At 54.6% G+C, this 23492-nt stretch carries 21 protein-coding genes; 13 read left to right on the top strand and 8 right to left on the bottom strand.

Annotated features, from left to right (window positions below):
• Positions 1 to 57: 57 nt before the first annotated feature.
• The gene (aspA, locus tag EL29_RS20030) at positions 58 to 1494 is read right to left on the bottom strand and encodes an aspartate ammonia-lyase (protein ID WP_015701111.1); all 1437 of its coding nucleotides are present in this window, start codon (positions 1492 to 1494) and stop codon (positions 58 to 60) included.
• 322 nt (positions 1495 to 1816) lie between these two features.
• On the opposite strand from aspA, the gene EL29_RS20035 reads away from it, so the two are divergent.
• From EL29_RS20035 to EL29_RS20050, 4 genes are all read left to right on the top strand, one after another.
• Positions 1817 to 2278 carry an FxsA family protein gene (locus EL29_RS20035; protein ID WP_013024299.1) on the top strand — a complete coding sequence of 154 codons (462 nt, stop codon included), beginning with the start codon at positions 1817 to 1819 and terminating at the stop codon, positions 2276 to 2278.
• A 232-nt stretch (positions 2279 to 2510) separates the two neighbouring features.
• Positions 2511 to 2804, top strand: coding sequence for a co-chaperone GroES (locus EL29_RS20040; protein ID WP_014606761.1), 294 nt, complete (start codon positions 2511 to 2513; stop codon positions 2802 to 2804).
• Between the two features lie 48 nt (positions 2805 to 2852).
• Positions 2853 to 4502 (top strand): chaperonin GroEL, encoded by a 1650-nt coding sequence (groL, locus tag EL29_RS20045; protein ID WP_013024301.1) that lies wholly within the window; start codon positions 2853 to 2855, stop codon positions 4500 to 4502.
• 192 nt (positions 4503 to 4694) lie between these two features.
• The gene (locus tag EL29_RS20050) at positions 4695 to 5045 is read left to right on the top strand and encodes a DUF4156 domain-containing protein (protein WP_014606760.1); all 351 of its coding nucleotides are present in this window, start codon (positions 4695 to 4697) and stop codon (positions 5043 to 5045) included.
• 161 nt (positions 5046 to 5206) lie between these two features.
• Here the strand turns inward: EL29_RS20050 and epmB are convergent, their stop codons facing one another.
• Positions 5207 to 6235 (bottom strand): EF-P beta-lysylation protein EpmB, encoded by a 1029-nt coding sequence (gene epmB, locus EL29_RS20055; protein ID WP_013024303.1) that lies wholly within the window; start codon positions 6233 to 6235, stop codon positions 5207 to 5209.
• A 40-nt stretch (positions 6236 to 6275) separates the two neighbouring features.
• On the opposite strand from epmB, the gene efp reads away from it, so the two are divergent.
• The 3 genes from efp (at position 6276) to EL29_RS20070 (ending at position 7261) form a co-directional block, all read left to right on the top strand.
• Positions 6276 to 6842, top strand: coding sequence for an elongation factor P (efp, locus tag EL29_RS20060; protein WP_013024304.1), 567 nt, complete (start codon positions 6276 to 6278; stop codon positions 6840 to 6842).
• Positions 6843 to 6890: 48 nt separating this feature from the next.
• The gene (locus EL29_RS20065) at positions 6891 to 7022 is read left to right on the top strand and encodes an entericidin A/B family lipoprotein (RefSeq protein WP_024472200.1); all 132 of its coding nucleotides are present in this window, start codon (positions 6891 to 6893) and stop codon (positions 7020 to 7022) included.
• A 104-nt stretch (positions 7023 to 7126) separates the two neighbouring features.
• Positions 7127 to 7261, top strand: a complete 135-nt coding sequence (locus EL29_RS20070) for an entericidin A/B family lipoprotein (protein ID WP_014606758.1) — start codon at positions 7127 to 7129, stop codon at positions 7259 to 7261.
• A 40-nt stretch (positions 7262 to 7301) separates the two neighbouring features.
• Here EL29_RS20070 and EL29_RS20075 read toward each other — a convergent pair whose 3' ends face one another.
• Positions 7302 to 7826 (bottom strand): lipocalin family protein, encoded by a 525-nt coding sequence (locus EL29_RS20075; RefSeq protein WP_014595147.1) that lies wholly within the window; start codon positions 7824 to 7826, stop codon positions 7302 to 7304.
• Positions 7827 to 7960: 134 nt separating this feature from the next.
• On the opposite strand from EL29_RS20075, the gene epmA reads away from it, so the two are divergent.
• Complete coding sequence (gene epmA, locus EL29_RS20080) at positions 7961 to 8938, top strand: elongation factor P--(R)-beta-lysine ligase (RefSeq protein ID WP_014595148.1); 978 nt, start codon at positions 7961 to 7963, stop codon at positions 8936 to 8938.
• An 84-nt stretch (positions 8939 to 9022) separates the two neighbouring features.
• Here the strand turns inward: epmA and degS are convergent, their stop codons facing one another.
• From degS to zapG, 3 genes are all read right to left on the bottom strand, one after another.
• A complete protein-coding gene (gene degS, locus EL29_RS20085) occupies positions 9023 to 10084 on the bottom strand; it encodes an outer membrane-stress sensor serine endopeptidase DegS (protein WP_013024309.1) in 1062 nt (353 codons plus the stop codon).
• 89 nt (positions 10085 to 10173) lie between these two features.
• Positions 10174 to 11556, bottom strand: coding sequence for a serine endoprotease DegQ (gene degQ / locus EL29_RS20090; RefSeq protein ID WP_014595149.1), 1383 nt, complete (start codon positions 11554 to 11556; stop codon positions 10174 to 10176).
• A gap of 109 nt (positions 11557 to 11665) precedes the next feature.
• Positions 11666 to 12067: a Z-ring associated protein ZapG gene (gene zapG, locus EL29_RS20095; protein ID WP_006121720.1), complete on the bottom strand. Its 402-nt coding sequence runs from the start codon at positions 12065 to 12067 to the stop codon at positions 11666 to 11668.
• Between the two features lie 177 nt (positions 12068 to 12244).
• Here zapG and zapE point away from each other — a divergent pair, with 177 nt between their 5' ends.
• The 5 genes from zapE to sspB all read left to right on the top strand — a co-directional run bounded on the left by zapE (position 12245) and on the right by sspB (position 15881).
• Positions 12245 to 13372 (top strand): cell division protein ZapE, encoded by a 1128-nt coding sequence (gene zapE, locus EL29_RS20100; protein WP_014595150.1) that lies wholly within the window; start codon positions 12245 to 12247, stop codon positions 13370 to 13372.
• 225 nt (positions 13373 to 13597) lie between these two features.
• Positions 13598 to 14026 carry a 50S ribosomal protein L13 gene (gene rplM / locus EL29_RS20105; protein ID WP_006121722.1) on the top strand — a complete coding sequence of 143 codons (429 nt, stop codon included), beginning with the start codon at positions 13598 to 13600 and terminating at the stop codon, positions 14024 to 14026.
• 15 nt (positions 14027 to 14041) lie between these two features.
• Entirely contained in the window at positions 14042 to 14434 is a 393-nt protein-coding gene (gene rpsI, locus EL29_RS20110; protein WP_006121723.1) for a 30S ribosomal protein S9, read from the top strand.
• A gap of 316 nt (positions 14435 to 14750) precedes the next feature.
• The gene (gene sspA, locus EL29_RS20115) at positions 14751 to 15392 is read left to right on the top strand and encodes a stringent starvation protein SspA (protein WP_013024313.1); all 642 of its coding nucleotides are present in this window, start codon (positions 14751 to 14753) and stop codon (positions 15390 to 15392) included.
• Between the two features lie 3 nt (positions 15393 to 15395).
• The gene (sspB, locus tag EL29_RS20120) at positions 15396 to 15881 is read left to right on the top strand and encodes a ClpXP protease specificity-enhancing factor (RefSeq protein ID WP_013024314.1); all 486 of its coding nucleotides are present in this window, start codon (positions 15396 to 15398) and stop codon (positions 15879 to 15881) included.
• A gap of 113 nt (positions 15882 to 15994) precedes the next feature.
• Here sspB and EL29_RS20125 read toward each other — a convergent pair whose 3' ends face one another.
• Together EL29_RS20125 and EL29_RS20130 are read right to left on the bottom strand one after the other, a co-directional pair.
• Entirely contained in the window at positions 15995 to 17752 is a 1758-nt protein-coding gene (locus EL29_RS20125) for a sulfite reductase subunit alpha (protein ID WP_013024315.1), read from the bottom strand.
• A 177-nt stretch (positions 17753 to 17929) separates the two neighbouring features.
• Positions 17930 to 23461 (bottom strand): glutamate synthase-related protein, encoded by a 5532-nt coding sequence (locus tag EL29_RS20130; protein ID WP_014606757.1) that lies wholly within the window; start codon positions 23459 to 23461, stop codon positions 17930 to 17932.
• Between the last annotated feature and the right edge of the window lie 31 nt (positions 23462 to 23492).

Genomic DNA, 23492 nt, shown 5'->3' on the forward strand with positions numbered 1-23492 from the left:
AAAGGCACATCGTTTTGATTACGATGTGCCTTTTACATCAGTAAGTACAATTAAGCCTTACTGTTCGTTTTCGTCGGTGTAACGTTTGGCTTTATAAACCGGATACATCAGATTTTGCACAGAGAAAATATCGTCCAGCTCGCTTTCGGTGAGCAGGCCGCGCTCAAGCACCACTTCGCGAACGCTTTTACCTGTTTCGGCACAAATTTTACCGACGATATCGCCATTATGGTGCCCAATGTAGGGGTTCAGGTAAGTGACGATGCCAATGGAGTTAAACACATAAGCTTCACAGACCGCTTTGTTGGCTGTGATGCCGTTAACGCATTTTTCCAGCAGGTTGTAGCAAGCGTTAGTCAGGATGCTGACCGACTCAAACAGCGCCTGGCCAATCACCGGTTCCATAACGTTAAGCTGCAGCTGCCCGGCCTCGGACGCCATGGTGACCGTGGTATCGTTGCCAATCACTTTGAAGCACACCTGGTTTACCACCTCAGGCACTACCGGATTCACTTTGGCAGGCATGATTGAGGAGCCGGCCTGCAATTCTGGCAGGTTAATTTCGTTCAGGCCGGCACGCGGACCCGACGAGAGCAGGCGAAGGTCGTTACAAATTTTAGAAAGCTTCACGGCCAGACGCTTCAGCGAAGAGTGCACCATAACGTAGGCGCCGCAGTCGGAGGTGGCCTCGATCAGATCTTCGGCTGGCACCACCGCCAGGTTACTGACTTCTGCCAGTTTCTGAACGGCTAAGTGTTGGTAGCCATCCGGCGTATTCAGGCGAGTACCAATAGCGGTCGCGCCCAGGTTAACCTCCAGCAGCAGTTCGCCGGTGCGCAAAATGCTTTTCGTCTCTTCATTGAGCAGCACGCTAAACGCATGGAATTCCTGACCCAGCGTCATCGGCACCGCATCCTGTAGCTGAGTACGGCCCATTTTTAAAATCGTCTGGAATTCGTCAGCTTTACGCTGGAAACCTTCGGCTAACTGGCTGATGCCGTCGAGCAGTTTCAACAGCGAGCTGTAAACGGCGATGCGAAAGCCGGTCGGGTAAGCATCGTTGGTGGACTGGCATTTATTCACGTGGTCGTTGGGATTCAGATACTGGTATTCGCCTTTCTGATGCCCCATCAGCTCCAGACCAATATTGGCCAGCACCTCATTGGTATTCATGTTGACCGAGGTGCCCGCGCCGCCTTGATACACATCGACCGGGAACTGATCCATGCAGCGACCTTTGTTCAGCACTTCATCGCAGGCCTGAATAATGGTATTGGCGATGTCACGCGGCAACGTCTGCAGCTCTTTATTGGCCATCGCCGCCGCTTTTTTTACCATCACCATGCCGCGCACAAACTCAGGAATATCACTGATTTTGCTGTTGCTGATGTAAAAGTTTTCAATCGCACGCAAAGTATGAACGCCATAATAAGCATCCGCCGGAACTTCGCGCATGCCTAACAGGTCTTCTTCGATACGAATGTTGTTCGCCATGATAACCTTCTTGTTGTCACTGCTAACCATCGCAGATGATGTGTTTGTTTTGTGGGGAAGCGCCAGAGCCGCTATTTTATCCGTATTCAGGCGGGTGAGCACGATCCTATTCTGACCCAGCCCTAAAGCGCGAACAGAGATCACCTTACTGGCCTTATGACGTTAACAATATGTGAAATTGCTCACAAATTTAACCCTGCAGCAAAAATTTGCCTGGCACGGTTGAAATGGGCGGCCTGAATGACCATCTCTGTATCTTGTTATCATTATTTTTTACGCTGCCGGGTCATCAGCCGGGCAGCCTGACTCACAGGAGAATCCGGTGCGCTGGTTACCGTTAGTGATCTTTTTCGTACTGGCCTGGATTGAGATCTCGCTTTTCATTCAGGTTGCACACGTCCTTGGCGTGCTGCTCACCATGCTGCTGGTGGTTTTCACCTCCTGCATCGGCGTGTCTTTGGTAAAAAATCAGGGCATGAAAAACTTTATACTGATGCAGGAGAAGCTGGCTCGTAACGAAAGTCCGGCGCAGGAAATGGTGAAAAGCGTTTCGCTGATCATTGCCGGTTTCCTGCTGCTGCTGCCAGGTTTCTTTACCGACATGCTGGGCCTGCTGCTCTTACTGCCACCGGTGCAAAAACACCTGACCTTAAAACTGATGCCGCATCTGCGCGTCTGGCGGGGGCCGGGTGCAGGCCCGGACAGCGGTTATACAATGGATGGCGAGTTCGAACGCAAAGACAGCGATCGCCTTGAACATCATGACGATCCAAAAGATCGTTAATCTCATCCTCTTAGCGCGACATCAGGTCGCGCTTTTTGTTTGTCTTCTGACCCGTCCGCGCGGTTTGTCTAAAAAGTCATCAGTTGCATCATCAGACTAAAAAAATTTGTGGGTTGCCCCCTTGAAAGTGTCAGGTCGCGGCCCTATCTCTCTGGTCACGAGGCCGGAAGCCACACAGCCCGGTATTCAACCCAAAAATGAATGATTGGACTTCTCAAAGGAGAGCTATCAAATGAAAATTCGTCCATTACACGATCGTGTCATCGTGAAGCGTAAAGAAGTTGAAGCTAAGTCAGCGGGTGGCATTGTGCTGACCGGTTCTGCAGCAGGCAAATCCACGCGTGGTGAAGTCCTGGCTGTGGGCAAAGGCCGTATCCTTGAGAGTGGCGAAGTGAAGCCGCTGGACGTACAAGTTGGTGACGTCGTGATCTTCAGCGAAGGCTACGGTGCCAAAACTGAAAAAATCGACAACGAAGAAGTCCTGATCATCTCTGAAAGCGACATTCTGGCGATTGTTGAAGCGTAAGTTTTACGCGTAATTCACTGAACGAAACGAATTTAAGGGAAATTTGAAATGGCAGCTAAAGACGTAAAATTCGGTAATGACGCACGCGTAAAAATGTTGCGTGGCGTGAACGTACTGGCAGATGCAGTAAAAGTTACCCTGGGCCCGAAAGGCCGTAACGTGGTTCTGGATAAATCTTTTGGTGCACCGACCATCACTAAAGATGGTGTTTCTGTTGCGCGTGAAATCGAGCTGGAAGACAAGTTCGAAAACATGGGCGCACAGATGGTGAAAGAAGTTGCCTCTAAAGCGAACGACGCAGCAGGCGACGGTACCACCACGGCAACCGTGCTGGCGCAGTCCATCATCACCGAAGGCCTGAAAGCCGTTGCAGCGGGCATGAACCCGATGGATCTGAAGCGCGGTATCGACCAGGCGGTCATCGCTGCGGTTGAAGAGCTGAAAAAACTGTCTGTTCCTTGCTCAGACTCTAAAGCTATCGCTCAGGTAGGGACTATCTCTGCTAACTCTGATGAAACCGTCGGTACCCTGATCGCTCAGGCGATGGAAAAAGTGGGCAAAGAAGGCGTCATCACCGTTGAAGAAGGCACCGGCCTGCAGGACGAGCTGGACGTGGTTGAAGGTATGCAGTTCGACCGTGGCTACCTGTCTCCGTACTTCATCAACAAGCCAGAAACAGGTGCCGTTGAGCTGGAAACCCCTTTCATCCTGCTGGCTGACAAGAAGATTTCTAACATCCGTGAAATGCTGCCAGTGCTGGAAGCCGTTGCGAAAGCAGGCAAACCACTGCTGATCATCGCGGAAGACGTAGAAGGCGAAGCGCTGGCGACGCTGGTGGTGAACACCATGCGCGGCATCGTGAAAGTGGCTGCGGTTAAAGCACCGGGCTTCGGCGACCGCCGTAAAGCCATGCTGCAGGATATCGCTATCCTGACCGGCGGTACCGTGATCTCTGAAGAGATCGGTATGGAGCTGGAAAAAGCAGCACTGGAAGATCTGGGCCAGGCGAAGCGTGTCGTGATCAATAAAGACACCACCACCATCATTGATGGCGTGGGTGAAGAAACCACTATTCAGGGTCGTGTCACTCAGATTCGTCAGCAGATTGAAGAAGCCACCTCTGACTACGACAAAGAAAAACTGCAGGAGCGCGTAGCGAAACTGGCAGGCGGCGTTGCCGTTCTGAAAGTGGGCGCAGCAACTGAAGTTGAAATGAAAGAGAAAAAAGCACGCGTTGAAGATGCCCTGCACGCAACCCGTGCTGCGGTTGAAGAAGGCGTGGTTGCAGGTGGTGGTGTGGCGCTGGTTCGCGTTGCAGCACAGCTGACCGAACTGCGTGGTCAGAACGAAGACCAGAACGTGGGTATCAAAGTTGCGCTGCGCGCAATGGAATCTCCACTGCGTCAGATCGTTTCTAACGCCGGCGAAGAGCCTTCTGTTGTGGCGAACAACGTGAAAGCAGGCGACGGTAACTACGGTTACAACGCGCAGACTGAAGAATACGGCAACATGATCGACTTCGGTATTCTGGACCCAACCAAAGTGACCCGTTCTGCTCTGCAGTACGCGGCATCGGTTGCTGGCCTGATGATCACCACCGAATGTATGGTCACTGACCTGCCGAAAGGCGATGCGCCAGACTTAGGTGCAGGCGCTGGCGGTATGGGTGGCATGGGCGGTATGGGCGGCATGATGTAATCGCCCCTGACGCTTGCGTCATAAGAACCCCCGATCGGAAACGGTCGGGGGTTTTTCTTTTGCAGAGGAAAGGGTATAAGTAGGGGCGCAACGGTTACGTTGGCACGGATTAGGGCAATGAATGTTCAGAAAAAATGCGTGTTTTTCTGCTACGCTGCCATCCGACACTGATGATAATAAATGGGGATTATAATGCGTATTAACCTCTTGCTCGGTCTTACGGCTGGTGCGTTATTGCTTGCAGGCTGCAGCAGCTCAACCGACCTGACTTCTGCTGGACAGCGCGTCACCTTTACCGATCAGCAGCCTGGCAAACAATGTCAGCTTCTGGGCAGCCTGACCGGCTCGCAAAGTAACTGGTTAAGCGGAGCCGGTGGCGAAACCAGCGCGCTGCGCGGTGCAGCTAACGACCTGCGGAACCGTGCTGCCGAAATGGGCGGAAACGTCATTTATGGCGCAACCAGTCCTACACAAAACCTGCTTTCAGCCTTTGCACCACTCGACAGCAAGATGACCGGCCAGGTCTATAAATGCCCTAACTGATCCTGCGCTGAACAGGCAACATTTTTTGAGACGACCGGCCAATGTGCCGGTCGTTTTTTTAGCGTTTATCAATGGCTTTTAGCCGCCAGTGCAACGGGTTGGCAGCCCGCTGCTCGGCGGAAATGAGGCTTGCGGCTACCGGGCTGTGTGCCGCCCGTGATTTATTCCTGCCGAAGTTGCAGATCCAGCGGGGTTTTACTGGGTTCCCCGCCGATCTCACGTGCCAGCTTCGGCACCAGATAACCGGACACCCGCGGCAGCAGGCTACGCATCAACGCCCGGGCTTCTTCATCAGAAACGAAGAAATGCGCTGCGCCCTGCACTTTGTCCAGCACATGCAGGTAGTAGGGCAGAATGCCGGCATCAAACAGCGCATTGCTCAGCGCCGCCAGGGTTTGTGCATCATCATTCACGCCGCGCAGCAGTACGCTCTGATTAAGCAGCGTCACGTCAGCACGTTTCAGGCGCAGCATGGCATCACAGAGCGCCTCATCAATCTCACGGGCGTGGTTGATGTGGGTGACCATCAAGACCTGAAGCCGCGTTTCCGCCAGCGTCTGACACAGCGCCTCGGTAATGCGATCCGGAATCACGACCGGCAGTCGACTGTGAATACGTAGCCGTTTCAGATGCGGGATAGCGCCCAGCGCGTCAATGAGCCAGGCCAGCTCATGATCTTTTGCCATTAACGGATCGCCACCCGAAAAGATGATCTCATCCAGTTCAGGATGGGCGGTAATATAATCCAGCGCGGCCTGCCAGTTACGCTTGTTGCCCTGATTATCCTGATAGGGAAAATGACGGCGGAAGCAGTAGCGGCAGTTCACCGCGCAGCCGCCTTTGACCAGCAGCAATGCACGGTTTTTATATTTATGCAGTAATCCCGGCACGACGCTATTTTGTTCGTCCAGCGGATCGGTGCTATAACCTGGCGCGTCGACAAACTCCTGACGGCTGGTCAGGACCTGGAGTAGAAGGGGATCCTGCGCATCGCCTTTTTTCATTCGCCGGATAAAGGCGCGCGGCACGCGCAGGGCAAAAAGTCGGCGTGCGTCGCCGCCAGCAGCCAGATCCGGATGATGGTCGAGCGCTAAAAGTTGCAGTAATTCATGAGGATCAGTGACAACATCAGCAAGTTGCTGCAACCAATCTTCTCTGGAAGGGGAATTTAGGGTTACAATGTGTGCCATTTTTTTGGCTATTACCAGTTAATATCTACAGAGGGCCTTTATGGCGACTTATCTTAGCAACGATTTCCGTCCCGGTCTTAAAATCATGTTCGAAGGCGAACCTTATGCCATCGAATCAAGCGAGTTCGTTAAGCCGGGTAAAGGTCAGGCGTTTGCACGTGTAAAAATGCGTCGTCTGCTGACCGGTTCACGCGTTGAGAAAACCTTCAAATCAACTGATTCTGCCGAAGGCGCAGACGTGAAGGATATGACGCTGCAGTACTCTTACAACGACGGCGATTTCTACTACTTCATGCACCCGGAATCTTTTGAGCAATACCAGGTTGAAGCAAAAGTGCTGGATGAAGTGCAGAAGTGGTTGCAGGACAACGCGGAGTGTATCGTAACCTTGTGGAACGATAAACCGATTGCGGTTCAGCCACCAAACTTTGTTGAAGCGGAAGTCATTGAAACTGACCCAGGCCTGAAAGGTGATACTGCCGGTACGGGCGGTAAGCCAGCAACGCTGTCTACGGGTGCAGTCATTAAAGTGCCATTGTTCGTGCAGATTGGCGAGGTGGTGAAGGTTGATACCCGCTCTGGCGAATACGTGTCACGCGTAAAATAACCCTGAAAGGCGCATCCTGTGATGCGCCTTTTTTTGAGTGAGTTCACCATGAAAAAACGAGCAAAACTTATCGCCTTGGCGTTGCTGGTGGCTTCTGGACTAAGCGGCTGTAACACCTTCCACGGTTTTGGCGAAGACGTATCTCACCTGGGCGGCGCAATCTCGCGCGCGGCTAAATAAGTTATTCCTGCCTTCCTTTTTTCGGCGGCTCAGGCTCGCGACGTTGCATAATCAGTCTATGCTTTAAAAGCTGTACCTATAATGCAACCAAAAAGGATATGGATATGTTGAAGAAAAGTATTGTTGCGATTTTCTCTGTGATGATGTTCTCTGCACTGCTTTCTGGCTGCAACACCACGCGCGGCGTCGGCGAAGACGTTGAAGCGGGCGGCCATGCAATCCAGCGTAGCGCGCAGTAACGGTAAAACCGGTACGAACGTTTTTCGTACCGGCCTTTCTCTAGCCCTGTTTCACCCAAATCAGCTCATCTACCGGGAAACCGGCCTGGCGTGCCTGCTGCACCAGCTTTTGTTTCACACCTTCATCCAACTGCGGCGTCCGTGACAGTATCCACAGATAGTGGCGGTTAGGCCCGCATACCAGTGCGTAACGGTAGTCAGGATCCAGCGCTATCACGTTATAGCCACCATAGAAGGGCCCAAAGAACGAGACCTTGAGTGCCGCACGCTGTTTATCGCCGGTGAAGTAGGCTTTACCCACGCTCTCCTGCCAGCGCTGCTTTTTAACGTTATAGCCGCGATTAACGACTTTCAGGCCGCCATCCTCACGTGGGCTGTAATTTGCCGTAACCTGTTCGAGGCCGCGTTCAAAGCCATGATCCAGCCGGGCTATCTCGTACCACTGACCGAGGTAACGCTGACTGTCGAAGTTTTCAACGACGGTAACGTTTTTTGGCGGTGTGGTCGTGCAGGCGACGGACAGGAAGGCACTCAGGCTGGCAACCAATGTTTTCCATGGAGACATAAAAAGATTCCTTTGTTATTTAACCTGTTAATTATAGAAGCCGGTCAGTTTATTGGACAGGCTTGCGCCACGATTGTTTGCCACTGACATTACGAGTAGACTTCCCTCCCTTATTTGTATCAGGAGCCGTCACCATGAGTGAAACGACAAGCTGGCAACCTGGCGCTTCGATTGCCAGTTTAATTAAACGCGCAGCCATTATTGCTGAAGTACGTCGTTTCTTCGCCGATCGTGGCGTACTGGAAGTCGACACGCCCGCGATGAGTCAGGCCACGATTACCGACATTCATCTGGTGCCATTCCAGACGCGCTTTGTCGGCCCTGGCCTGTCTGAAGGCCGCGATCTCTGGCTGATGACCAGCCCGGAATACCACATGAAACGCCTGCTGGCGGCCGGAAGTGGCCCTATCTATCAAATGGGCCGCAGCTTTCGCAACGAAGAGGCCGGGCGCTACCACAACCCTGAATTCACCATGCTGGAGTGGTATCGCCCCCATTACGATATGTACCGCCTGATGAATGAGGTCGACGATCTGCTGCAGCAGGTGCTGGAGTGCGACAGCGCGGAGTCGCTCTCTTATCAGCAGGCCTTTATTCGTCATCTTGAGCTGGACCCGCTTTCTGCCGACAAAGCGCAGTTGCGTGAGGCGGCGGAAAAGCTGGGTGAGGGCGAGCTGGCCAGTCGGGAAGAGGATCGCGATACCTTGCTGATGCTGCTGTTTATGCTGGGCGTGGAACCGAAGATTGGTCAGGACAAGCCGTGTTTTATCTACCACTTTCCGGCCAGCCAGGCGGCATTAGCGGAGATCAGTACGGAAGATCATCGGGTGGCAGAGCGGTTTGAGGTGTATTACAAGGGCATTGAGCTGGCGAATGGCTTCCGCGAACTCACCGACAGCCGTGAACAGCGCCAACGCTTTGAGCAGGATAATCGTCGGCGTGCGGCGCGAGGGTTGCCGCAACATCCGATTGATCACTACCTGCTGGCCGCGCTGGAGCACGGCATGCCGGCCTGTTCGGGCGTTGCACTGGGCGTGGACAGGTTGATTATGCTGGCGCTGAAGGCAGAGTCGCTGTCGGAGGTGATTGCGTTTCCGGTAGACCGCTGCTGACCCTTAACGCCGTGCTGACAGAATGGCGCAGCGCCGTTTAAGCGGATAAACAAGGCCTCAAGTGGGCCTTGTTTGTGTTCACCGCTACTGACTGCTGTCCGGAAACTCCTGAATCGTCACCGGGAAGGTCAGCTTCTTGTCATTACGCAGCACCTGCACATTCACCACCGAGCCGGGCCGAATTTCCGCAACCTGGTCCATGGTTTCCTGTGCGGAGAGCGCCGGTTTACCGTCTACGCTCAGCAGCACATCATTGGCCTGGATACCGGCTTTCTCAGCCGGGCCGCCCGGCGTCACCACGCTGACGATAATGCCCTGAACCCGATCGAGACTGTTGCCCTGGCCGTGAAGCGGCGGCACTTCGCGGGCGGTAATGCCGATATAGCCGCGAATGACCCGACCATCACGGATGAGCTTATCCATAATTTTGGTTGCCAGCGCGGTGGGGATAGCAAAACCAATGCCTTCGGGCGTTTCGCCATCGCTGCTCTTATCGAACGTCAGGGTATTGATGCCCATGAGTTCGCCCAGCGAGTTAATCAGTGCGCCACCGGAGTTCCCCTGATTGATTGATGCATCCGTTTGCAGGAAGTTCTGGCGGCCTGACGAGCTGAGTCCGACGCGGCCCGTGGCGCTGATAATGCCCTGTGTGACCGTTTGTCCCAGGTTATAGGGGTTGCCGATGGCCATCACCACATCGCCAATGTGTGCGACGCGTTTGGGATTAATCGGGATAACCGGCAGGTTTGACGCGGTAATTTTTAGCACGGCCAAATCGGTCATGGCATCTGAACCCACCAGCGTGGCTTCAAAAAAACGGCCATCCTGTAGAGCGACGATGATCTGATCGGCATTATTGATAACGTGCTTGTTGGTCAGGATATAACCCCGGTTATTCATAATCACGCCAGAGCCCAGCGTGGTAATACCGCGGTTGTTGTTCCCATGCGCGCTGCGGTTGTAAACATTCACAACGGCAGGCACGGCACGCCTCACCCCTTGATTAAAGCCAAAGGGCGTTTCATCGTTACTGTCATTTTGACTATACAGGGCAGCACCGCCCAAACGCAGTGCGGGCAGCGCTGCGAGCAAGATGCCCGCAACAATCAGTCCCAACACCACTGAACGCAAGAGTTTAAGAAACATGGTGTTAAATCACGTCAGGGGAGAACGTTGGGGAGAATAACATGAGAGCGGCGGACACACACGTGCTTGTGTCCGCCATCGTGCGGGGTTTATCTCAATAACAGATAGATACTTTCCTCACCACGAACCACATTCAGCGCCATCACCGGCGGTTTGGCTTCCAGCACCTTGCGCATTTCGGCAATATTCTGAATTCGCGTGCGGTTGACGCCAATGATCACGTCATCTTTTTGCAGGCCGACCTGTTCAGCCGGAGTGCCTTTTTCGATGGCATCAATCTTCACGCCTTTATCACCGGTTTTGGTCTGACCATCGCTCAGAGTCGCGCCCTGCAGGGCTGGAGAAAGCAGCTGTGCGCTGGCCGTCGTCTGGGCGCTTTGCTCAAGGGTGACATCAACACTCACCGGTTTACCTTCACGTAGCAGGCCAAGCTTCACTTTCTCACCTGGTGCCGTCGTGCCGATCTTCACCCGCAGTTCTGCGAAGCTGGTAATCGGTTTATCGTTGACCGAAACAATGATATCGCCTGACTTGATACCGGCTTTTTGCGCCGCAGACTGGGGCAGCACTTCAGAAACGAACGCGCCGCGCTGTGCGTCAACGTTAAACGCTTTTGCGATGTCCGCGGTCATCTCGGTACCTTTGATACCCAACTGACCCCGTTTGACTTCGCCGTACTTAATCAACTGCTCGGCCAGGTTCATGGCCATATCGCTCGGAATCGCAAAGCCAATGCCGATATTGCCGCCACTGGAGGCCAGAATGGCGGTATTAATGCCGATCAGCTCGCCGTTCAGATTAACCAGCGCACCGCCCGAGTTACCCCGGTTAATGGCGGCATCGGTCTGGATAAAGTTTTCCAGCCCTTCGAGATTCAGGCCGCTGCGGCCCAGTGCCGAAATAATTCCGGAGGTCGCTGTCTGACCAAGGCCAAAAGGATTGCCGATGGCCACGGCAAAATCACCGACTTTCAGCTGATCCGAATCGGCGACTTTTATCTGCGTCAGGTTTTTCGCGCCCTGAATCTGGATCAGAGCAATGTCGGTCTGCTCATCGTGACCAATCAGTTTGGCATCATATTCGCTGCCATCGCCGAGCTGGACGTTGATCTTATCCGCGCCGTTGACCACGTGGTTATTGGTCAGAACATAGCCTTTGGCGGCATCAATGATGACACCGGACCCCAGCCCCTCAAAGGGTTGAGGCTGGCTTGGGGCGCCACCGGGCAACTGGCCAAAGAAACGCTTAAGCGGCTCGGGAATATCCTGTGTCTGGGCCTGGGCATCAGACTGGGTGCCTTCAACGTGCACGCTGACCACAGCAGGTAACACTTTTTCCAGCATCGGTGCCAGGCTGGGAAGCGGCTGGCTCTGAATCTGTGCAGGTAGCGTCGCCATCGCGCCGGGCGCAGCGGCAAGACTCATTCCAATACTCAAGGCTAATGCGCTTAACAGTCGTGCTTGTTTTTTCATTGCTACAACGCTCTCGCTGCAAAAATGGGGGGAGTAAATCAATGAGACAGCCGTTTGCGGCCGGGGTTCGCAAAAACAGCGGGCACAGCGTCACTGTGCCCGATCATGCTTAGTCGCGGACGGCGCGTTCACCACGCAGTAAGCCAGAGGCGCCTTCAGAGTAGTCACGCGGCATTTGCACCGGTGCCTGATCGTTATCCGCTTCGGCTTCGGTCAGTTGCCATGCAAAGGGGTTTTTGTCCCCGGGCATGTTCGGCAGTAGGTCGTTGGACCCTTTCGCCATGTGCTGATAGAGCTGACGGTAATCACGCGCCATGTTATCCAGCAGCTCTGCGCTCTGCGCAAAGTGGTTGGTCAGCTCTTCGCGATAATCTGCCAGCTCGGCTTTCGTCTTATCCAGTTCGTACTGCATGCTGCGCTGCTCACGCAGCTTCCGGTTGCCAAAACGCATTGCGACTGCGCCGACAATAATACCTACCACTAAACCAATTAGCCCGTATTCCCAGGTCATAATGACTCCCGTGTTATTTCCGTTGTTCCGTAGGGCGTTGCACCACTTAATAATAGTCACTATACCCGTTAATCTTATGGATGTGGAACTCTGGAGCGCCATGCCTTAGTGTAGAGCGGCCTTTTTTTCGACAAACGACGTTTGAATAAGACAAAATTCAGGGACACTGAGCGAACCATGCAAACCTCATCTCCGCTTGCCCGCTATGAGCAAGCGCTATCACAGGGCGATTTCAAGCCCGACGACGTACAGCGTGAAGCGATTACCCGCTTAGATGCTATCCAGCAAGGGCTGATCGCGCGTCAGCACACCACCGAACTTCCCTCGCAGGGGCTGTTAGGTCGTCTGTCGAAGCTGATGGGAAAAGAAAAGTCGCAGCCCAAAGCGCCCGTCCGTGGCTTGTATATGTGGGGCGGTGTTGGCCGGGGGAAAACCTGGGTAATGGATCTGTTTTTTCAGTCTATTCCTGGCGACCGCAAACTGCGCTTACACTTTCACCGTTTCATGCTGCGCGTGCATGAAGAGCTGACCGAACTGCAGGGGCACAGCGATCCGTTACTGATCATCGCCGACCGCTTTAAAGCAGAAACCGATATTCTCTGTTTTGATGAGTTTTTTGTGTCTGACATCACGGATGCCATGCTGCTGGGAACGCTGATGGAAGCCCTGTTTGCGCGCGGCATCAGCCTGGTTGCGACCTCGAATATTCCGCCTGATAACTTGTACAAAAACGGCCTGCAGCGTGCCCGTTTTCTGCCCGCCATCGAGCAGATTAAGCAGCATTGTGAGGTAATGAATGTCGATGCGGGCATTGATTACCGTCTGCGTACGCTGACGTCCGCGCATTTGTGGACGTTTCCTCTGGGGCCGGAAACCTACGCCGAGATGGACCGCATGTTCCAGGCATTGTCAGGCGAAAAACGCGACAGCGCACCGGTGCTGGAGATCAATCACCGTAAAATGCCGACCCTGGGCGTGGCAGAAGGGGTGATTGCGATTGATTTTAAAACCCTGTGTGGAGAAGGGCGCAGCCAGCATGATTATATTGAGCTGTCACGCCGCTTTCACAGCGTCCTGCTGTTTGATGTACCGGTCATGATCTACAAGACGGAAGATCAGGCGCGGCGTTTTCTGGCGTTGGTGGATGAGTTTTACGAGCGCCATGTCAAACTGGTTGTCGCTGCAGAAACCTCCTTGTTCGAAATTTATCAGGGCACGCGCCTGAAATTTGAATATCAGCGCTGTCTGTCCCGTTTGCAGGAAATGCAGAGCGAAGAGTACCTGCGGCTGGCGCATTTACCCTGAGATTCCAGGTAATAAATGAAAATAGGGTTCGATTTTTGTAATCGACTTCTCTATAATCTTGCGACCCCACGTTACAGCACAGGATTTTTTTCCCAAATCCTCTGCGTTCCGGTAACGCTATCCGAAGGGGTGGCTTGCTGGTCAAAATGGTCGTGTGAGCCTCATTCGTTTACTTAAGCGTTTGGGATTTCACCAACGTGTAACTTAATTTGGGTAAGCTTTTCGATGAAAACTTTTACAGCTAAACCAGAAACCGTCCAACGTGACTGGTATGTTGTTGACGCAACTGGCAAAACCTTGGGTCGCCTGGCGACTGAACTGGCGCGCCGTCTGCGTGGTAAGCATAAAGCGGAATACACTCCGCACGTTGATACTGGTGATTACATCATCGTTCTGAACGCTGAGAAAGTTGCTGTAACCGGCAACAAGCGTTCTGACAAGATTTACTATCACCACACTGGTCACATCGGTGGTATCAAACAGGCGACCTTTGAAGAGATGATTGCTCGCCGTCCTGAGCGCGTGATTGAGATCGCGGTTAAAGGCATGCTGCCGAAGGGCCCGCTGGGTCGTGCTATGTACCGTAAACTGAAAGTTTACGCAGGTAACGAGCACAACCATGCGGCACAGCAACCGCAAGTTCTTGACATTTAATCGGGATTAAAGGCAATGGCTGAAACTCAAAACTACGGCACTGGTCGCCGCAAAAGCTCATCCGCACGCGTCTTCATCAAGCCGGGTAGCGGTAACATCGTAATCAACCAACGCTCTCTGGAGCAGTATTTCGGTCGCGAGACTGCACGCATGGTCGTGCGTCAGCCTCTGGAACTGGTTGATATGGTTGGTAAACTGGACCTGTACATCACCGTTAAAGGTGGTGGTATCTCTGGTCAGGCAGGCGCGATCCGTCATGGTATCACCCGCGCTCTGATGGAGTATGATGAGTCACTGCGTGGCGAACTGCGTAAAGCAGGCTTCGTTACCCGTGATGCTCGTCAGGTTGAACGTAAGAAAGTCGGCCTGCGTAAAGCACGTCGTCGTCCTCAGTTCTCCAAGCGTTAATTGTTGCTGCTTCGGCAGACACAGTTGGCACAAAAAACCCGCTCCGGCGGGTTTTTTATTTTTATTCTCAGGTCATCCTGTCGTATAAAACCACAATACTGTTCGCATTTTACCCGCAAAAATGCATTCCCCCACCCACAAGCTGCCTAAAATCTGGTAAACTCTGTGTCACTTTGCGCCCGCAAGCTGGCGCGTTATGCGCCTCGCATTAGTCGGGGGTGGTTAGCGCGGATTGCGAGCGAGTTCTATGAGCAGGTGAGTCGCCGTGTGGTTGGCCATTCGCAGTAACTTTTTGTGAACAAACTGGGAGGTTTTCATGGCTGTCGCTGCCAACAAACGTTCGGTAATGACGCTGTTTTCTGGTCCTACTGACATTTTTAGCCATCAGGTACGTATCGTGCTTGCCGAGAAAGGTGTCAGCGTAGAGATCGAGCAGGTCGAAATGGATAACCTGCCGCAGGATCTGATTGACCTCAATCCGTACCGCACTGTGCCGACGCTGGTAGATCGCGAACTGACGCTGTACGAATCACGCATCATCATGGAATATCTGGATGAGCGTTTTCCCCACCCACCATTGATGCCTGTCTATCCGGTTGCACGTGGCGAAAGCCGTTTAATGATGCACCGTATTGAGCAAGACTGGTACAGCCTGATGAGAAAGGTTGAGAACAGTAGCGGTCAGGAAGCTGAAGCGGCGCGTAAGCAGCTGCGTGAAGAGCTGCTGGCTATTGCTCCTCTGTTTGGGCGTACGCCATTCTTTATGAGCGACGAGTTCAGCCTGGTAGACTGCTATCTGGCTCCGCTGTTGTGGCGTTTACCGTCAATGGGTATCGATCTGCTCGGGTCGGGCTCTAAAGAGCTGAAAGGCTACATGAACCGCGTATTTGAGCGTGACTCCTTCCTTGCTTCACTGACTGAAGCTGAACGTGAAATGCGCCTGCAAGCCCGGGGCTAACGTATGGAAATGTCACAACTCACAGCCCGCCGACCTTATTTGCTGCGTGCTTTTTATGACTGGTTACTGGATAACCAGCTCACACCGCATCTGGTCGTCGACATCAACCTGCCTGGCGTTCAGGTTCCACTCGAATATGCCCGCGATGGTCAGATCGTACTGAACATTGCGCCGCGTGCCGTGGGTAACCTTGATCTGGGCAATGACGAAGTCTCGTTTAACGCACGTTTTGGTGGCGTTCCACGTCAGGTGAATGTCCCAATGGCGGCCATACTCGCCATCTATGCGCGTGAAAACGGCGCAGGCACGATGTTTGAACCTGAACCGGCCTATGAAGGCGGCACACAGGAATTTGCTGAGAATCAGGAAGAGACGGTCATGTCAGTGATTGACGGCGACCGCCCTGATGATGCCAGCGATGACGATAATTCACCGGATGACGATCCCCCGCCACGTGGTGGCCGTCCCGCACTGCGCGTGGTGAAATAACACAGAATACCCGCCACCTGACGGGTATTTTTTTGCCTGTCTGCCAGCAGGTCACAGGCATAAAAAAATCCGGGAACACAGGTTGCCCGGATTTTTGCTTTCTGCCGCAGCGATCAGTAAACGTCGCGCAGGTAGCGTTTCTCTTTCTTCAGCTGATCGATGTAGTCAGCGGCCCGTTCACTGGAGAGCCCGCCAAACTGACGTACGATTTCATACAGCGCGCTATCCACGTCTTTCGCCATGCGTGATGCATCGCCACACACGTAAAAGTGACCGCCTTCCTGCAGCCAGGCATAGAGCTCTGCACCCTGTTCCAGCATCCGGTTTTGCACGTAGATTTTCTTGTCCTGATCGCGTGAGAACGCCAGATCGAGACGCGTGAGCAGACCGCTTTCCTGCCAGGCCGTCAGTTCTTCGCGATAAATGAAGTCGTGTTCCTGATGCTGATCGCCAAAGAACAACCAGTTTTTACCCTGAGCACCTGTTACCTGACGCTCCTGCAAAAAGGCGCGGAACGGGGCGATACCGGTGCCGGGGCCGACCATAATCAGCGGGGCGTTGCCGTTAGCCGGAACGCGAAAGGCTTTGTTGGGTGAGATGAAGATCGCGGGCTTTTCACCACGGCGTACACGCTCAGCCAGATAGGTAGAGCACACGCCGCTGCGGTTGCGGCCACCGCTGTGATAGCGCACTGAGGCGATGGTCAGGTGAACCTGATTCGGATGCGCTTTTGAGCTGGACGAGATGGAGTAGGCGCGATGCTGCAACGGGCGCAGCAGGGCTACGAACTCGGGTACGCTCAGGCTACGCGTCAGTTCGAGCTGGAGCAGATCCAGCGTATCTTTGCCCCATAGCCAGACACCGAGCGCATCTTTGTCGTCGTGCTGAAGCACGTGACGCAGCTCCTGGTTGGTGGTGTTTTGGCCCACCCACTCGATCAGCTTGCGTGAAGGCTCTGAAATTTCAAACTGGTAGGTCAGCAGGTCGCCCAGGCTCCTGTCGAATCCCGGCACCGGCGTCTGGTAATCGGCGTTCAACTGGGTAAGCAGCAGGCTGACCAGCGACGGCTCGTTGACCGGAATCACGCCAAGTGCGTCACCGGCTTCATACTTCAGGCCGCTGTCGGTGAGATCAAACTCGACGTGGCGAATATCTTTTGCCGATTGCTCACTCGACAGGCGTTTATTGGTGATCAGGGCTGCCGCATACGGATTCGATTTGTTGCTGCCAGGAATAACCGGCGCTTCCGGAGCGCTCTCCAGCACCGTGCCGCTGCTGCCTGCGCTGCTGGCAAACTGGGGCATCGTGCTGTTAATCCACTCATTTGACGGCTCTTCGTAATCGATATCGCAGTCAATGCGGTCAACAACGCGCTTTGCCCCAAGCTGTTCCAGGCGCATATCCAGGAACTTACCTGCCTGACAGAATCCGTCATAGCCGGTATCGCCAATGGCCAGCACGGCGAAGTGCATCTGCTCCAGACGTGGCGCGGTGCTGGCGGAAATCGCGTCCCAAAACAGCTGGGCGTTGTCGGGCATTTCACCTTCACCATAGGTCGAAGTGACAATCAGCACGTGTCGCATGGTGGCGAACACGTCGAGATCCACATCGCCTAATGCCTGAACGACCGGCACCAGACCTTTGGCACGGGCTGACTTCGCCGCTGACTGGGCCAGCGCCTCAGCATTACCGGTCTGAGAACCATAAAGGATGTGCAGTTGGGTGGTCGCGGCAGCGCTGCTGCCCGCAGCCGGCTGCTGTTTGTCTTCCAGCACCAACAAACGGGAGTGCAGGCCGGCCAGGAAGCCCGCCAGCCAGTATTTCTGATCACCATTGAAAGGTGCATCTTCAGGAATATATGGAATTTTCATGGATACCTTTACTCAATCCCGCTCTTAACCGTCATGCTTCGCTGTGCCGAAGGCGGGCGGTTCCTGTGCTCTCAGCAACAGCCTGCTGCTGAGAGGATAAGGATGCCGCTGCGCCCGGCACGTCGAACAAATCAGGGTCATCATCATTAAACACAGTTCTGTTCACTGAGCCTGCTGTCAGGCCAGTTTACCCACGGCCGCTGCAATTTCAGGTAACGCCGCACGCGCAAACAACTCTTCAAAATCAGGCAGGCGACCGAGAATGTCACGGTTGCAGGCATCCTGATACATGATCCAGCCGTAAGTGGCCAGGCTGTCCATTGAGCGGATATTACGTTGCGTCAGTGCCGCTTTGTAATCGGACATGCGTTTTGAACCGATCAGGCTGGCCAACTCGCTGTCGCTATAGCTTTCAATCGCTGCTCGCGCATGGCGTTGCAGCTTACTCACCAGTGAAAAGTCTTCGGTCATCAGCAGATTCCGCACGGCTTTTTCCACGGCGGCGTCTTCAACCGGCGTGCCTTTCGGCAGCTTGCTGAGTGCCAACTGCTGGGCAAAGCTCAGTACGGTGTAGTTATTCAGTAAAACAAACATTTCCTGCGTATCTGTCGCGCCATAAGCCGGAACCGCGCCGTCGGCAATGGTCTTGCCTTCGCGCCAGGCGGCTTTAAACTTGGCAACCTGATGGCCTGCCAGCGCCGTTGACAGCTCTTCCAGCAGATCCTTGCGGGACTTGGCCTTCAGAATTTCACCGCCATCCTGGTAAAGCAGCAGGGAACGCGGCATAACGTAGACAAAGTGCTGACATTCGGTTTCCCAGTGCTCCAGCAGCCAGGCGGCACGCGGAGACTGCGTGGCCTCCAGATGCCAGTTCAGCATGGTGAGAACCGCCTGCTTATGAATCTGTGCCAGCTCATCCGGGTCAGCGATTGAGCCAAACAGAACGGAGTCGCCCGCCGCATGGCTCGCCAGTGAACCATAGGGATCGTACTGATAAGCAAAGCCGCCGCTCATGCCGTTACCGAAGCCTTTACCAAAGGTGCCCAGGTTTAACACTGCGCCGTTGGTCATGTATTCGCAGCAAAAGTCACCGACGCCTTCCACCACCGCAGTGGCACCGGAGTTACGCACCGCGAAGCGATCGCCGGCCTGGCCCTGAACGAACAGACGGCCGCCGGTGGCGCCAAACAGAGCGAAGTTACCGATCAGAACGTTGCCATCGCTGTCCTGCGCGCCGCCGCCCGGTGAGAGCACGACCAGTTCGCCGCCGCACTGACCTTTGCCGACGCCATCGTTACAGGTTCCACGATGTTTCATCAGCATGCCGTCATTGCAGAAGGCCCCGAAGGACTGACCGGCAGAGCCGGTCGTGGTGATTTCTACGCTGGCAGGTGCCAGATAGCGACGACCGCGATCGTCACGTAGCACGGCCGGCATTGCCTGAATCTGTGCAGCCGTCAGGGTGTGATTCAGCATGCGCTCAATATCGATAGCTAACTGGCCGCCCACGCTTTTATTGCGGTTGTTGAGTACAACATCCTTACCCAGTTGCAGAGAGGTTTTACCCTGATCGACCAGTTGCTGGCTCAGTTCTTCAACCCAGCGGTCATCCAGTTCAAAATCTTTCTCCAGATAAACTGGCTTAGCAATCTTCAGCTCGGGCACCACGGTCAGCATGGCACGCAGGTCCAGCTTACCGACTTCCAACGGGTGATCCATCAGATGGAGCAGATCGGCGCGGCCACGGGCTTCACGCAGGGAGCGCAGGCCCATACGCGCCAGAATCTCACGCACTTCATGCGCCACGTTCAGGAAGTACTGTGCCAGCTGGCGTGGATCGCCATCAAAGGCTTCGGCGTTAGTGGTTAATCCCGCCGGGCATTTAACGTTACAGTTCTTCGCCATCACGCACTTCAGCATCATCAGCGCGGTGGTACCAAACTCAAAGCTGTCGCCGCCCAGCAGAGCGGATTTCACCACGTCGCTGCCGGTTTGCTGTGCGCCTGAGCAACGCAGCAGAACTTTGTCGCGCAGGCCGTTTGCACACAGGGCCTGGTGAACTTCGGCGATACCGATTTCGGCAACGCGACCGGTATATTTCAGGCTGGTCACCGAGGCGGCGCCCGTACCACCCGTGTTACCGGCAACGTTAATCACGTCAGCACCGGCTTTCGCCACGCCCACGGCGATGGTGCCAATACCTTCAGATGACACCAGCTTCACAATGACGCGCACGCGGGCCGCTTTACAGTCGTGAATCAGCTGCGCCAGATCTTCGATAGAGTAGGTATCGTGGTGCGGCGGCGGAGAAACCAGCTCAACGCCTGGCGTGCCGCCGCGTGCGGCGGCGATCTCTACGGTAACTTTTGCCGCCGGAAGCTGACCGCCTTCACCGGGCTTGGCGCCCTGGCCGATTTTGATCTCAAGCTCTTCCAGCATCGGATCGGCCAGGTAGGCCGCCCAGACGCCAAAGCGGCCTGACGCCAGCTGTTTGATACGTGAAGCGCGAATGGTGCCGTGACGGGAGTAGTGCTCACCGCCTTCTCCACAGTTACTCATGCCCCCGACCATGTTGGTGCCATGCGCAACGGCTTCATGCGCCGGTGCGACCAGCGCACCGTGACTCATCGCACCAGACGCGAAAGTGCGGGTAATTTCGCTCGCGGGCTGAATATCGCTCAACGGCAGCGACGGCAGCGCCGTGAAAATGCGTGACAGGTAGTCCGCCGCTTTGCCGCTGGCGGTGACTTTCAGGCCGCCTGCAACCACTTCTGCGGTTTCAATCTCGTCGTTGAAACGGGCTTTCAGCGCACGTGACAGGTTGAGCAGGCGTTCACTTTCTGGTTTCAGTCCGGCAATGGCATCGGTCAGACGCAGCATAAAGGCATTCTGGCTGCCCTCAATGGCGTCACAGACCAGGCCGCGGGTGGCAAAACCATTGTTAGTCAGCGAGTAGCGACCCAGCTTACGCCGGAATTCGGCCTCACTGTCGATGTGGGTAAGATCTGCCGGGAAGGCCAGAATATCGCGCAGCGCGGCTGGGCGGCGTTTGCGCTCTTCGTACATCAGGCTGGAGAACTGACGATAATCGGCCGTAATGGCAAAATCATTCATCACCTCATCCGGGATGCGCTCAAAGCTGCTGTCTTTAAACGTCTCCGGCTTGATGCCAAAGGCATTGTCCAGACGGGCCAGCGTCATCAGACGAATAAAGTTATCCTCTTCACGCGCTTTGTCCGCGAAGCGAATCGGCTCTTCCGTCATATCAATAAAGGTGCGTACGGCAATGGTGCCGTAAGAGTGGCCTGCGCCCTCTGCACGTTCTTTAAACAGGCCTAACAGCGGCACTTCGGACTCGCCCTGAATTTTCAGTGCGCTCTGATGCCAGTCCACCGCCATCTGAGCGATGGTTGCGAAGCCCGCGCCGCCCACAGGCGTTTTGATGTTTGGAAAATACTTTCTCAGTACCGGGTCATCGGTATTCAGGAAGTTAGGCTCGAAGAACTCGCCGCTGCTGTAGCTCTCAACGGTACACAGCCCCACTTTACCCATGGTTTTCATCAGGGCTTTTTCGGCCGCTTTAGCGTAGCGTTTAAAGGCTTTGTTGCCTTCTTCGCCTTCACCAAATTTTTCCTCAGCACGCATTTGCACGCCGAGCGGATAAACGGCTGACGCGCCAAAGCCCAGCGTAGCCGCAATATGGTGAGAAGAGATGATCTGTCCGCTCTCCACCACCAGCGACACATCCAGGCGTAAACCTTCCTGTACCAGACGCTGGTTAACGGCAGAAATGACCAGCAGCATGGGCAATGCGGCCTGGGTAGAAGAGATATGGCGATCGGTCAGTACGGCAATGCCGCCCTCTGAGCGGGCAAAATCCACCACCTGCTGTGCCAGATCGTCAATCGCTTTTTCCAGCGCGCTGGCGTTCGCTGTGCGGCTCAGCAGATCTTTGCCGGTGACCGGCTCGTAAAGCATTTCGAAGCGAGCGTAAGGGGCCACGTTCTGCTCGCGCAGCTGCAGCATGTCCAGATGGGTCAGAATCGGGGTTGGCACAATGATCTGCCGACCTTTACTGCGGCCCAGATGCGGTTTAGCGCCCAGCGCCACGCGCAGCGTCATGCCATCCGCTTCGCGAATGGAGTCCAGTGGTGGATTGGTCACCTGGGCAAAGCGCTGCGAGAAGTAGTGCGCCATGCCGCCTTCATGATCGGAGAGGCCGTTAATCGCATTGCCGTAACCCATCGCAGAGATTTTCTCGGCGCCGGTGTTCAGCATCGGATCCATCATGAACTTAAAGCTTTCCTGGTTGTAGTAGTACGCCACGAAGCGCTGATAGGTTTTCAGATCGCCGCGATAGCGCAGGGGAGAACCCTGTTGTTCAGCAGGAATAACCGGCAGCTCTCGTAAATCGACACGCGACTTGCCGAGCAATGCCGCATAGTCTTTTTCAGCAGCCAGCTTCTCCAGCGCCTGGTGCGTGGTGTAACTGCGCTTTTCGCGATGGTCAAAATACAGCATGCCGCCGGCTTCAATACGGCCACGGCGTAGCACGCTTTCAGGGGGAAAGGCAATTTGTCCCGCTTCGGACATGGCACCGATGTATTCCGCCGTTTCGATTGAACGCAGCGGGCGCAGCCCCAGGCGATCAAGACGCGCACCGATTACCTCGCCGTTACCAAAAATTAAGGCGGCCGGGCCATCGTTTTTCTCTTCATAGAGCGAAAAGTATTCCAGCATGTCACGCACGGCAGGGGAGAGCGCGGTATCGTTTTCCCAGGCAGGCGGCATCATCGACACCACCGCGGTGATCAGGTCCAGATCGTCTTCCATCAGGCGGCTGTGAATGCTCTGATCCAGTCGCGAACTGTCTGACTGGCCTTTCGGACGCACAATAGTTTTGCCACGGGCGGAAGCCAACGCAGATTCGGCGATGCGGTTTTTACGATCGGTATTCAGCTCACCGTTGTGGGCCATCAACCGGAAAGGCTGTGCCATGGTGGTGTGCGGATCGGTATTCGTTGAGAAGCGAGTATGGAAAAACAGTCCGCGTACGTGATGATCGGGATCGGTCAGATCTTTGAAGTAAGGGATCACTTCATTCGAATTCAGGCGCGCTTTAAAGACCTGGGTGCGCGACGACAATGACAGTGGATATAACCCGCCAAATTCGGTTTGGGTAAAGGCTTGTGCCTCGATCGTCAGCAGGGCGCGATAAATCAGTTTTTCGAAATCGATCTGATTGCTGATGTCCTGAGGTGCGGCAAAAATCCACTGCACAATGGGAAGCTGAAACTGCATGGCAGCCGGGCGCGTGACGCTGTTATCCAGCGGCATTTCACGCTTCAGGATAACCGGCAGATTAAAGCGATTTAGCGTCTCTTCGACTAAACGTTCGGCATTGGCGCGCAGTTCCGTGTCTTTCGGCACGAAGAAGTTACCTACACCAAAGCGTCCGGCCTCAAGCGCCTGACCGGTAATTTTACGGAAAAAATGCAGGGAAAGATCGACGTTAACCCCGGCACCATCGCCCACGCCTTCGGCGGACATACCGCCACGGTGCGGAACCGTACAGAGTGCGCTGTGCGCCATGCGCAGAATTTCATGAGTCTGCTCGCCGTCCTTACGGGTAATGAAACCTACACCACAGCTGTCACTTCCTGCTGCTGGGTCATATAAGCCATAGGAATCAGGTTTTTTACTGGACATTGAGGGTCTCCTTAAAACTGCTTTAGACATT

The sequence above is a fragment of the Pantoea ananatis LMG 2665 genome (genome assembly GCF_000710035.2).
In the GTDB taxonomy this organism is placed as follows: Bacteria; Pseudomonadota; Gammaproteobacteria; order Enterobacterales; family Enterobacteriaceae; genus Pantoea; species Pantoea ananatis.